An 11663-nucleotide genomic window follows, 5' to 3' on the forward strand; every position below is an offset into this window, starting at 1 on the left:
TCTGATCGATGGAAAGTCTAGTTGAGGATGATGACGTCTTCGCCGGGGTGCTCGGCGTAAAGCTGGGCGACCAGTGCCGCGCGGCGTTCGAGGCCGGCGCGTTGGTTGATGTAGCCCTTGTCGGTGAGTTCGTTGCCGTCGATGGACGCCGGCTCGACCATGAACATCGCGCGCGCAATGCGCCTGCTGCTGGCGCCTTCGCACGACGCATTATGTGCCTGCAGCCCCTTCTTCAGACAGACAAGAACCGCGGGATGTTTCACCACATCGGCAAATGTCGCCTCGGGCTCGCCGATCATGATGCGGCAGGCCGGCAGGTTGGGCCAGGCGAGCACGCCGATATAGGGGCGATCCTGTCCCGTGATCAGCGCGTCCTGCACCACCGGCGTCGCCGTAGCGATCACATCGGTGCGCAGTGAGCCGACATGCACGAAGGTGCCGGTCGTCAGCTTGAAGTCCTCCACCACGCGGCCGGAGAAGATCAGGCCCTGCACGGGGTCATTGTCGTCGACGAAAATGCCAGCGTCGCCGATCTTGTAGAAGCCTTCCTCGTCGAAGGCCGCTTTGGTGAGGTCCGGCTGGCGATAGTAGCCCGGCATCACGTTGACGCCGCGCAAGCGCAATTCGTATTTCGAATCCACCGGCACCATCTTGAGTTCGACGCCGGGGAACGGCAGGCCGATCAGGCCGACGCGCTCGGTGTCCCAATAGGTGCCGGTCGAGGTCGGCGAGGTCTCGGTGCAGCCCCAACCGGTATAGAACACGATGCGCTCGCCGGTGGCGCGCACGGCCAGCGCCTGCATACGATCATAGAGATCGTCAGGGAGACGCGCGCCGCCATAGGCCATCAGATTCAGGTTCTTGAAGAACGAGCGCGCCAGCGCATCGTCTTTCTCCATCGCGCTGGCGATGGCAGCATAGCCGGCGGGAACATTGGCGTAATAGGTCGGCGAGATTTCGCGCAGATTGCGCAATGTCTCGTCGATCATGCCCGGCATTGGACGGCCATCGTCGATATAGAGCGTGCCGCCATCGATCAGCAGCGGGTTGAACAAAGCGTTGCCGCCCATGGTGTGATTCCACGGCATCCAGTCGAGATAGACCGGCGGCTGCGCGTTCGGATCGCGCGGGCGCGTCTGCATCATCATCGCGGCATTCGCCGTCATCATCCGCTGCGTGTTGATGACCGCCTTGGGCATGCCGGTGGAGCCCGAGGTGAACAGCAGCTTGCCGACCGTATCGGGCATGATCTGGGCGAGCGATGCGTCGACCGTGGGCGTAACCATGGTCGCGACCATGTCGGCATAGGCGGTGCTGGCGATCCCCGTCGGCGGGCGCGCCACATGGATGATCTTGATGTCGGTGAGATCGAGCGCATCCAGCGCCTTCTGGAAGGTCGGCCCGTCCTGCACCATGACTGCGACAGGCTTGATCAGGTCGAACAGATATTTGAGCTTGGCGTGATCCTGGCTCATCAGCGAATAGGCCGGCGACACCGGCGCTGCCGGATGCCGCGCCTGCATCGCCGCCATGGTCATTAGTGCATGCTCGATGGAATTGCCCGAAAGGATCGCAACCGGTCCATCGGCCGCGAGCTTCATGTCGAGTAGCGCCTGGGTCAGCGCATCGGCGGTCCGCTTCGCCTCGCCATAGCTGAGCCGACGCCATTGCCGGTCATCGCCGGCGCGCTGGGCCAGCCAGGTGTGATCGGGACGCTCCTTGGCCCACTTCGCCAGAGACGCCGGCAGATGCGTCTCATAGGGCATCAACGGTATCAGCGACTTCATGACGATGACGCCGTCCGGCCGGCGCTCGACATCGATGTCGCGCTCCATCCAGTGGATCTTGCGGAAGGCGGGCTTTGTCAGCACCGCGGCAGCCTGCGGGTTCATGTGGTTTCTCCCAAAACCGTTCTTATCGAACCATGGTCTCGTTTGTCGGACCCTGTGTTCGTTGCGTGAGATCACGCTTCAACGTGTGACGTAAACCGGCTTTCGTTTCTCGATGAATGCGCGAATGCCTTCCTCGAAATCTTCCGAGCGGCTGCACAGCACCTGATTGCGATCTTCCATGGCGATGACGGCCTCGATCGAGCCGGCATCGACGGACATGTTGATGCATTCCTTCGACAGCCGCAGCCCTACCGGCGACGCGGTCATCATCGCATCGACATAGGGCGCAGCGGCGGCTTCGAGTTGACCGTCGTCGACAACTTCCGACGCCAACCCAACAGCCAGCGCGCGATCGGCATGGATGAAGCGGCCGGTGAGGATCAGTTCAGAGGCGACGGAGACACCGACGAGACGCGGCAGGAAATAGCTTGAGCCGATGTCGCAGCCGCCGAGGCCGAGCTTGATGAAGGCGCAGTTCATGCGCGCCGACTTGGCGGCGATGCGGATATCTGCGGCGAGCGCCAGCGCGAAACCGCCGCCGGCGGCAGCACCCTGCACCAGCGCGATGATCGGCTGCGGACAGCGGCGCATCAGCATCACGATATCCGCGATGCGGCGCTGGGAATCCAGCGACTCGGTGACGGTGCGCGGCGCATTCTGCCCGGAGCGCACGGCCATTGCGTGTTTGAGATCGAGCCCGGCGCAGAAATTGGCGCCGGCACCCTTGAGGACGACCACGCGTGTCTTGCGATTGCGCTGCAGGCTTTCGAAATAGTCGTTTAGTGCGTCGATCAGAGCAGGATCGAGCGCGTTGAGACTGTCCGGACGATTAAGCGTCACCCGGTCCACGCCATCGTCGTGTTCGATCAGCAGTGGATTAGACACACGCGCTCTCCCGTTTCACTCGTTGGCGCCTTGCCGACGCTCATTGCCGCGCCCTCTCCCCTTGCGGGAGAGGGCAGCGCAGGAGTTAGAAACAAACTCACTTGGGAGAGGGGCGCCACAACGAGCCCTCTCCCGCCTTCGCTTGCTCAGGCACCCTCTCCCGCGGCGCGCGGCTACGCCGCGCTGGGGGAGAGGGGAAGACAAGTACTACCGCGGCGCCATACGGATGGCGCCGTCGAGGCGGATGGTTTCGCCGTTCAGCATCGGATTCTCGACGATGTGGACCGCAAGGTTGCCGTATTCCGAGGCGTCGCCGAGGCGGGCCGGATGCGGCACCTGCGCGCCCAGGCTAGCGCGGGCTTCCTCGTTGAGGCCCATCAGCAGCGGCGTCAGGAACAGGCCCGGCGCGATGGTGTTGACGCGGATCTTGCTGGAGGCGAGATCGCGGGCGGCCGGCAGCGTGAGGCCGACAACGCCCCCCTTCGAGGCGGAGTAGGCGATCTGGCCGATCTGGCCTTCATAGGCCGCGACGCTGGCGGTGTTGATGATGACGCCGCGTTCCTCGCCGATCGGTTCGGCGGTGGCGAGCTGCTCGGCGAACAGGCGCAGGCAGTTGAAGGTTCCAATCAAGTTCACCATGATGACATTGGTGAACTTCTCGAGCGGATAAACGCCCTGCTTTCCGACGATGCGCTGCGAACCGCCGATACCGGCGCAGTTCATCAGCACGCGCGCGGTACCATGCGCAGCCGCTGCCTTGGCGAGCGCCGCCTTCACGTCACTCTCGCTGGTGACATCGCCGACGGTGGCGACGCCCTTAACTTCGGCAGCGACCTTCTCGGCATTGTCCTGCGCGCGGTCGAACACGGCGACCTTGGCGCCCTTGGCAGCCATCGCGCGCGCGGTCGCGGCACCGAGGCCCGAGCCACCGCCGGTGATGAATACGGCTACGTCTTTCAACTGCATCGATAATGCCTTTCCTTGGGCGTTTCTGATCGTTTCTTGAATTTTGGGTCGCGACGAAAAAGAAGAAGAAGAAGTGGTCCTTGGGCGTTTTCTTGGTTGTTGTTCTTGGAACTGATCCTTGGGCGTTTCTTATTTTTGGTTCTTGAATTTGGTTCCTTGGGCGTTTCCCGACGTTTTTGAATTTTCTTGGCAGTTTTCCTTGGGCCGTTTCTTCTGAGCTCGTGATGTCAGGCCTTGGCGGCCTTCTTGTTTGTGAGGATTCCGCCGAGCAGCATCGCTTCCATATGGGCGACGTAGTCGCGGCAGACTTCATCGGTCACCGGGCCGACGCCAATGGCGCGCGACATGGCATGACGGCTGAAGAACAGGTTGTCGCAGGCGCCGATCAGGCTGGTGTAGAACAACACCGGATCGACCTTGCGAAATTCGCCGGATTCAAGTCCCTCGGCCAGCAGGCGGCGATGGAAGCCGAGCAGCGGCCCCACGAAGAACTTCGATACTTCGTCGGCTGCCTCGTTGCTGCTCTCATGCAGCAAGTAGTGGATCAGCCGGTTCATATAGGGAAACTGGTAATAGGCCTTGATGATGCCGGCGATGTGCAGCCGCAGTTTTGCAGTGGCCGAGATCGGCTGCGCCAGCAGATATTCCAGATTGGTCATCTCGGTGGCGGCATCGCGCGCGAGCAGCGCCAGCAGCAAGCCGTCCTTATTGCCGAAATGATATTTCACCAGCGCCGCATTGACCCCGGACTGCTGCGCAATCTCGCTCAGCGACACCTCGATGGAGTTGCTGGCAATCATCAGCTCGCTCGCCGCGAGCAACAGCTTGTCGGCCGTCGGATTACGGGCAGCGGCGGTTTTCACAGAGGTGCTGGGGTTCAAAGTCGGTGCCATTCGGAGCGCAGATAATACGAACAATCGGCCGCACTCAAGAGTTAATTGACCGATTGACTAAACTCTCCGCGGACACTTAAATCCCGCGCATTCAACGCCACGAAAAACGCCGCCAAACAAGGCAAAAAAGGGAGATCACGCATGGCCGAGGCCTATATCGTTGCCGCTGCACGCACCGCCGGTGGCCGCAAGGGCGGGCGTTTAGCCGGCTGGCACCCGGCCGACCTCGCAGCCTCGGTTTTGAACACGCTGGTTGAACGCACCGGCGCAGATCCCGCCTCGGTTGAGGACGTCATCATGGGCTGCGTCGGTCAGGGCGGCGAGCAGGCCGTCAACGTCGCGCGCAACGCGGTGCTGGCCTCGAAGCTTCCGGAAAGCGTGCCGGGCACCTCCATCGACCGCCAGTGCGGTTCATCGCAGCAGGCGCTGCATTTCGCCGCCCAGGCCGTGATGGCTGGCTCTATGGACATCGTGATCGCCGCCGGCGTCGAGAGCATGACCCGCGTGCCAATGGGCTCGCTAAGCATTCTCGCGTCCAAGGCCGGCATGGGCCACTACAAGAGCCCCGGCATGGAAGCGCGCTATCCCAACATCCAGTTCAGCCAGTTCACCGGCGCCGAGATGGTCGCCGAGAAATACGGACTGTCGAAGGATGACCTCGACACATACGCTTTCCAGAGCCATCAGCGCGCTATTGCCGCGACCGAGGCCGGCCGGTTCAAGGACGAAATCATCCCGCTGCAGATCACCCGCGCCGATGGCACCACGGACACCCATCACATCGACGAGGGCATCCGCTTCGACGCCACGCTCGACGGCATCAGGGGCGTCAAGCTGATCGCTGAGAACGGCAAGCTCACTGCAGCATCCGCCAGCCAGATCTGCGACGGCGCGTCGGGCGTGATGGTCGTCAACGAAAGGGGTCTCAAGCAGCTCGGCGTCAAGCCGCTGGCCCGCATCCATCACATGACCATGATGGGCGGTGATCCCGTGATCATGCTGGAAGCGCCGCTGCCCGCCACCAAGCGCGCGCTGGAAAAGGCCGGGATGAAGATCGACGACATCGACCTGTTCGAAGTCAACGAAGCCTTTGCCTCGATTCCAACGGCCTGGCTTAAGGCCACTGGCGCCGACCCGAAGCGCCTCAACGTCAATGGCGGCGCCATCGCGCTCGGCCATCCGCTCGGCGGCTCCGGCACCAAGCTGATGACCACGCTGGTGCACGCACTGCAGCAGAACAAGAAGCGCTATGGATTGCAGACCATGTGCGAAGGCGGTGGCATGGCGAATGTGACGATCGTAGAGCGATTGTAAGCACTCCGACAACAATGGTGTCGTCCCCGCGAAGGCGGGGACCCATACTCTCGATCGAGATAGCAAGAACGCGGAGGCCGCCGCGTGCCATCTCAACTGAAGGAGGTTATGGATCCCCGCCTTCGCGGGGATGACAACTGAGAGAGCCTACCGAACCACACCACGAGCGGAAAAATCCGCCGGTCTTCGAGGAAACACCAAGGAATTCTCCATGACGCATCCGTCGATTCACGCGAAGACCAGTCCCGACAAGATTGCCTACCGCATGGCCGGCTCCGGCCAGGCGCTCAGCTATCGCGAACTCGACGAACGTTCCAACCGCGGCGCGCAGCTGTTTCGCTCACTCGGCCTGAAGGCCGGCGACCACATCGCGCTCTTGATGGAGAATCGCCTCGACTTCATGGAGATCTGCTGGGCTGCACAGCGCAGCGGGCTGTATTACACGGCGATCAGCCGCTACCTCACGCAGGACGAGATCGCCTATATCGTGAAAGACTGCGGCGCACGGGTTGTCATCACCTCCGAGAAATGCGCCGATGTGGTTGCACCGCTGATCACCAACGCCGCGGAGCCGATGTTCTATATCGTCGACGGTTCGCGCACCGGTTTCCGCGACTGGAATAGTGCCCTCGCCACTCAGCCCGCCACGCCGATTGCCGACGAGGTTGCCGGCTACGACATGCTGTATTCGTCGGGCACGACGGGCCGCCCCAAGGGCATCAAGCGCGCCTCGGAGAACAATCCGATCGACGTGCCGAATCCGTTCCTGAAGCTGCTCTGCGCGAACATGTGCGGCATGACATCGGACTCGATCTATCTGTCACCGGCGCCGCTGTATCACGCGGCTCCGTTACGTTTTAACATGATGGCGATCACGCTCGGCGGCACGTCGGTGATCATGGAGCATTTCGACGCCGAGGAATTCCTCAAGCTTGTCGAGAAGCACAAGATCACCCAATCGCAGCTTGTGCCAACCATGTTTGTCCGCATGCTGAAGCTGCCTGATGAAGTCCGTTTGAAATACGACGTCTCTTCATTGAACGGCGCGATCCATGCCGCAGCCCCCTGCCCCGTCGACGTCAAGGCGCGGATGATCGACTGGTGGGGACCGATCCTGATCGAATATTACGCCGGCTCCGAAGGCAACGGCGTCACCGTGTCGAACTCGCAGCAGTGGCTGTCGCATCGCGGGACCGTCGGCAAGGCTGTGGTCGGCAGCGTCAAGATCGTCAATGAAGAAGACCAGGAAGCGCCGACCGGCGAAATCGGCACGGTGTATTTCGCCGATACGCCGCAGTTCAGCTATCACAACGATCCCGAGAAGACGAAGCGCGCCTATAACGCGCGCGGCTGGTCTACCCTCGGCGATGTCGGCTATCTCGATGACGAAGGCTTCCTATACCTCACCGACCGCAAGTCCTACATGATCATTTCCGGCGGTGTGAACATCTACCCGCAGGAGACCGAGGACATTCTCATCACCCATCCGGACATCGCCGATGTTGCGGTGTTCGGCGTGCCGAACGAGGAGATGGGCGAAGAGGTCAAGGCCGTGGTGCAGCCGCACGACATGAGCCGCGCCGGCAAGGCGCTGGAGGCCGAATTGATCTTGTACTGCCGCAAGCATCTTTCCCCGATCAAATGCCCCAAGAGCATCGACTTCGAGGCCGAACTGCCACGCACGCCGACCGGCAAACTGGTGAAGCGCCACTTGCGGGACAAGTACTGGCCGAAGAAGGAAAGAGCGACAGTGTGAGGCGGCTTATACGCGATCGCGTATATATCTTTTTTATACGCATTTACGTATAAAATTGAAATATACGCGATCGCGTATATTGTATTTTTATACGCGACCGCGTATAAACTTCATGGGAGATTTTCCATGGACCAGATCGCACGCAACGAAAAACAGCTCGGCGCCATTTTGCGGCGGGCAAGAAAGCAAGCTGACCTTACACAAACGGAACTCGGCCAGAAGCTGCATCTGCGGCAGGGAACGGTTTCCCGTTTGGAAGCCGGCGAACCCGCCGTCCAACTCAATACGCTGATGGCGGCTCTCGCCGCGCTCAATCTCGAACTGGTTGTACGATCTCGTACGACCACCGAGGCCGCCGACATCGAAAGCATTTTCTGATGGCGCGTTCGCCGAAGCACGTTCCGCTGAACGTGTTCGTCAACGGCAGGCTCGTCGGTGCGCTCCGGCGCGAGGCAACTGGTGCCGTCAACTTCCGCTATGCGCGCGACTGGCTGGATTGGGATTCGACCTTTCCCATCTCGCTATCCCTTCCACTGCGCGAAGATCAGTACGTCGGCGCGGCGGTCCTCAATGTCTTCGACAATCTGCTGCCGGACGGCGACGCAATCCGCAAGCGCGTCGCCGAACGTGTCGGCGCCGAAGGCACCGACACCTACAGCATGCTCGCCGCCCTCGGCCACGACTGCGTCGGCGCGTTGCAATTTCTTCCGGACGAACACACACCCGACCCGGCCGGCAAAGTGGACGGCCATCCTGTCGATGCTGGCGATATCGCAGACATCCTGAACAACCTCGTTTCTGCCCCGCTCGGGCTCGGCGAGGATAAGGGCTTCCGTATTTCTATCGCCGGAGCCCAGGAGAAGACGGCGCTGCTGAAGCGAGACGGCCGATGGTACAAACCAATTGGCACGACGGCGACCACCCATATCCTGAAGCCGCAGATCGGCCGGCTCCCAAACGGCGTCGATCTCTCGGACAGTGTCGAGAACGAGTATTTCTGCCTTAGACTTCTGTCAGCGCTCGGCATCCCGTCAGCCCATACGGAAATCGCCGATTTCGGCGGGCGGCGAACGCTGGTGGTCGAACGCTTCGACCGGCTCTGGACGCGCGACAAGCGCCTGCTGCGCCTGCCTCAGGAGGACTGCCTGCAATCGCTGTCCATAGCCTCGACGCGAAAATATCAGTCCGACGGCGGCCCCGGTACGACGGAGATCTTCGGCCTGCTCAAGGGCAGCGACACCGTCGAAGCAGACCTTTCGCATTTCCTGCGCGCCATCATCGTGTTCTGGCTGATCGGCGCCACCGACGGCCATGCCAAGAATTTCAGCATCTTCCTCAATCCAGGTGGACGCTTCCGCATGACCCCGCTCTACGATGTGCTGAGCGCACAGCCGAGCCTCGACAATGGGCAGGTCCAGAGGAAAAACTTCAAGCTGGCGATGTCGATCGGCAAGAGCCGTCACTACGGGGTCGAGGAGGTCATGCCGCGGCACTTCGTCCAATCCGCTGCGATGGCGGGCATCGGTGCCAGTCTCGTGCGCTCCACTTTCGAGGATATCGTCGCAAACACGATGATGAAGGCAGAGCAGGCGATTGATGACTTGCCTCCAGATTTCCCCGAACAGTTGGTTGCATCGATCTCGGAAGCGATGACACATCGCATCACGATGATCGAGAAAAGCCTCAGCCAGGTTCCATCATGACCGCCGGCCTGCTGGTCTCCGCAGCACGTTCCGGCGCGGGCAAGACCACGGTCACGCTCGGCCTGCTCGCCGCGCTCGGGCGGCGCGGCATGGTACTGCGTGCGGCCAAGGCCGGGCCCGATTATATCGACCCTGCCTTTCACGCGGTCGCCACCGGCGCTCCCTGCATCAATCTCGATAGCTGGACCATGCCGCCCTCGCTGCTGCAGGCGCTGATGGCTGGCACCACCGAAGCCGCCGATCTGCTGGTGGTCGAAGGCGTTATGGGCCTGTTCGACGGTGTGCCCGGCGTCGCCGACCGAGACGGTAGCAGCGCCAGTATCGCCGCGCGCTTCAATCTACCGGTGCTGCTGGTGCTCGACGTGACCGCGCAATCGCTATCCGCCGCCGCCATGGTGCGCGGCTTTGCCAGTCATCGTCCTGACGTGCACGTCGCCGGCGTGATCCTGAACCGCGTCGGCAGCGATCGCCACCGCCGCCTTATCACGGACGCCATCGCGCCGCTCGGCATCCCCGTCGTCGGCGCCATTCCGCGGGATGCCGCACTGGCGCTGCCAGAGCGTCATCTCGGCCTCATCCAGGCTGGCGAACACGGCGACCTTGCCACACGGATGGACGTACTCGCCGGCATGGCGGAGAAGCACCTCGATCTCGATACTATCATCGCGCTGGCTGCGCCGATCGACGGACAGCCGGCCCGCAATGCCGCGCCGGCCTTACCGCCGCCGGGTCAGCGCATTGCATTGGCCGCTGATGCTGCCTTCACCTTCATCTATCCGCACCTGATTGACGGCTGGCGCAATGCCGGCGCGGAGGTCGTCCGCTTCTCACCGCTGGCCAATGAAGCTCCGCCGGATGATTGTGATGCATGCTGGCTGCCAGGCGGCTATCCCGAACTTCACGTGGCAACGCTTGCCTCGGCGCAAAGATTCCGCGACGGGCTGGTGCGCTTCGCACAGACACGTTCGGTCCATGGCGAGTGCGGCGGCTATATGGTGCTCGGTGAAGGCCTGGAGGATGCCGACGGCAACCGGCATGCGATGACGGGGCTGCTCAGCCACACGACGAGTTTCCACAAGCGGCACTTGCATCTCGGCTATCGCGAGGCGCGATTGCTATCCGACAGTTCGATCGGACCAAAGGGATCGCTCATCCGCGGCCATGAATTTCACTATGCGTCACTGATTGATCCGGGCAGCGACGACCCGCTGGTCGATCTCCGCAACGCGCAGGCCGAACCCATGGCAGAGCGCGGCGGACGGCGCGGCCATGTCACCGGCACGTTTTTCCACGCGATTGCGCGGGTCGATGGCTAACGGGAACTAACGCCCCCAGCGATCCTGCCAGATCTTCTCGCCGATCAGGCAGTTGACGCGGGGCTCCTTCGTCGTGTTGGCGACAGGAATCGCGCGCGGCTCGGGCATCAATCCTGCGACTTCCAACACCAGTTTGGTGCGGATCGCTTCCTTGAACTTGTCGCGCTCCTTGATCGGCACCACGAAGGAACCCGCGCCGCCGATCACGCAGTCCTCATAATAGAGATCGAGGTTTTCGATATCCATGGTCGAGTAGGACAGTTCCTTGGCCATGATCGGCAGGCCGTTGATGACAATACCTTTCGCGACTGCCTCATCGCGCGCGACCGTCACCGGTCCTCCATTGTTGTTCGGCCCATCGCCCGAAATATCGATGACCCGGCGCAGACCGTGCAGCGCATTTTCATCGAACAGCGGCATGGCGTAGTAGATCGCGCCCGAGATCGACGTCCTTGACGCCCGGCGGATCGGTGTCTTCATGATTTCGGATGCCACCGCGTCGGCGGATTCAGGACCATCGATGACACGCCAGGGAATGATCAGCTTCTGGTCTGACGATGCCGCCCATTCGAAATAAGTGACCGCAATCTTGCCTGTCGGGCCACTCTTGAGCGCGGTAAGAAATTCCTTGGAGACGATGGCCTGGGCATAGCCTTCGCGCTGGATCGCCAACTCGTCCATATCCATCGAATAGGAAACGTCGACCGCCAGCACCAGTTCGACATCGACTACGGGGTCCTGCTTGCTCTGGGCAAACTGCGCTTTCGGGCCTGTCGCAGCCATGCTCGCGACGTCCCCGCCGGCCATCGCTCCCGCGATGAGTACCGCTCCAATCGAGACACACCAGCGCATAGCGGCCCTCCCGTTGAGAATCGAATGGTGACATGCAAATGACGAGCCGCAAAGCAGGAACCTGCAGGCATGTTCACAATCCGGTC

10 protein-coding genes are annotated in these 11663 nt (G+C 61.8%); 5 read left to right on the top strand and 5 right to left on the bottom strand.

Translation table 11 applies throughout. The features are described 5' to 3' along the window. Positions 1 to 17 precede the first annotated feature (17 nt). The 4 genes from AB8B20_RS12025 to AB8B20_RS12040 form a co-directional block, all read right to left on the bottom strand. On the bottom strand, positions 18 to 1892 hold the full coding sequence (locus AB8B20_RS12025) for an AMP-binding protein (protein WP_439072727.1): 1875 nt from the start codon (positions 1890 to 1892) through the stop codon (positions 18 to 20). Between the two features lie 78 nt (positions 1893 to 1970). Continuing rightward, positions 1971 to 2777, bottom strand: a complete 807-nt coding sequence (locus AB8B20_RS12030) for an enoyl-CoA hydratase/isomerase family protein (RefSeq protein ID WP_439072728.1) — start codon at positions 2775 to 2777, stop codon at positions 1971 to 1973. 207 nt (positions 2778 to 2984) lie between these two features. Beyond that, positions 2985 to 3743 carry an SDR family NAD(P)-dependent oxidoreductase gene (locus AB8B20_RS12035; RefSeq protein WP_093756859.1) on the bottom strand — a complete coding sequence of 253 codons (759 nt, stop codon included), beginning with the start codon at positions 3741 to 3743 and terminating at the stop codon, positions 2985 to 2987. A gap of 227 nt (positions 3744 to 3970) precedes the next feature. Then, a complete protein-coding gene (locus tag AB8B20_RS12040) occupies positions 3971 to 4636 on the bottom strand; it encodes a TetR family transcriptional regulator (RefSeq protein WP_093756860.1) in 666 nt (221 codons plus the stop codon). Positions 4637 to 4777: 141 nt separating this feature from the next. On the opposite strand from AB8B20_RS12040, the gene AB8B20_RS12045 reads away from it, so the two are divergent. From AB8B20_RS12045 to AB8B20_RS12065, 5 genes are all read left to right on the top strand, one after another. Further along, a complete protein-coding gene (locus AB8B20_RS12045; RefSeq protein WP_439072729.1) occupies positions 4778 to 5950 on the top strand; it encodes an acetyl-CoA C-acetyltransferase in 1173 nt (390 codons plus the stop codon). 211 nt (positions 5951 to 6161) lie between these two features. After that, entirely contained in the window at positions 6162 to 7706 is a 1545-nt protein-coding gene (locus AB8B20_RS12050) for an acyl-CoA synthetase (RefSeq protein WP_439072730.1), read from the top strand. Between the two features lie 126 nt (positions 7707 to 7832). Next, complete coding sequence (locus tag AB8B20_RS12055; RefSeq protein ID WP_068734977.1) at positions 7833 to 8084, top strand: helix-turn-helix domain-containing protein; 252 nt, start codon at positions 7833 to 7835, stop codon at positions 8082 to 8084. Further along, the gene (locus AB8B20_RS12060; protein ID WP_439072731.1) at positions 8084 to 9409 is read left to right on the top strand and encodes a type II toxin-antitoxin system HipA family toxin; all 1326 of its coding nucleotides are present in this window, start codon (positions 8084 to 8086) and stop codon (positions 9407 to 9409) included. Before AB8B20_RS12055 ends, AB8B20_RS12060 begins: the two co-directional genes overlap by 1 nt. Further along, positions 9406 to 10725 (top strand): cobyrinate a,c-diamide synthase, encoded by a 1320-nt coding sequence (locus AB8B20_RS12065; RefSeq protein ID WP_439072732.1) that lies wholly within the window; start codon positions 9406 to 9408, stop codon positions 10723 to 10725. Before AB8B20_RS12060 ends, AB8B20_RS12065 begins: the two co-directional genes overlap by 4 nt. 6 nt (positions 10726 to 10731) lie before the next feature. On the opposite strand, the gene AB8B20_RS12070 is transcribed toward AB8B20_RS12065, so the two are convergent. Beyond that, positions 10732 to 11577: a DUF1194 domain-containing protein gene (locus tag AB8B20_RS12070; RefSeq protein ID WP_439072733.1), complete on the bottom strand. Its 846-nt coding sequence runs from the start codon at positions 11575 to 11577 to the stop codon at positions 10732 to 10734. Positions 11578 to 11663 lie beyond the last annotated feature (86 nt).

The organism is Tardiphaga sp. 866_E4_N1_4 (genome assembly GCF_052076075.1).
Taxonomy (GTDB): Bacteria; Pseudomonadota; Alphaproteobacteria; order Rhizobiales; family Xanthobacteraceae; genus Tardiphaga; species Tardiphaga robiniae.

Coding starts and splice junctions, on each gene's coding strand:
- AB8B20_RS12035 (WP_093756859.1), bottom strand. CDS start 3,743: ATGCAGTTGAAAGACGTAGCCGTATTCATCACCGGCGGTGGCTCGGGC.
- AB8B20_RS12070 (WP_439072733.1), bottom strand. CDS start 11,577: ATGCGCTGGTGTGTCTCGATTGGAGCGGTACTCATCGCGGGAGCGATG.
- AB8B20_RS12050 (WP_439072730.1), top strand. CDS start 6,162: ATGACGCATCCGTCGATTCACGCGAAGACCAGTCCCGACAAGATTGCC.
- AB8B20_RS12065 (WP_439072732.1), top strand. CDS start 9,406: ATGACCGCCGGCCTGCTGGTCTCCGCAGCACGTTCCGGCGCGGGCAAG.
- AB8B20_RS12060 (WP_439072731.1), top strand. CDS start 8,084: ATGGCGCGTTCGCCGAAGCACGTTCCGCTGAACGTGTTCGTCAACGGC.
- AB8B20_RS12040 (WP_093756860.1), bottom strand. CDS start 4,636: ATGGCACCGACTTTGAACCCCAGCACCTCTGTGAAAACCGCCGCTGCC.
- AB8B20_RS12045 (WP_439072729.1), top strand. CDS start 4,778: ATGGCCGAGGCCTATATCGTTGCCGCTGCACGCACCGCCGGTGGCCGC.
- AB8B20_RS12055 (WP_068734977.1), top strand. CDS start 7,833: ATGGACCAGATCGCACGCAACGAAAAACAGCTCGGCGCCATTTTGCGG.
- AB8B20_RS12025 (WP_439072727.1), bottom strand. CDS start 1,892: ATGAACCCGCAGGCTGCCGCGGTGCTGACAAAGCCCGCCTTCCGCAAG.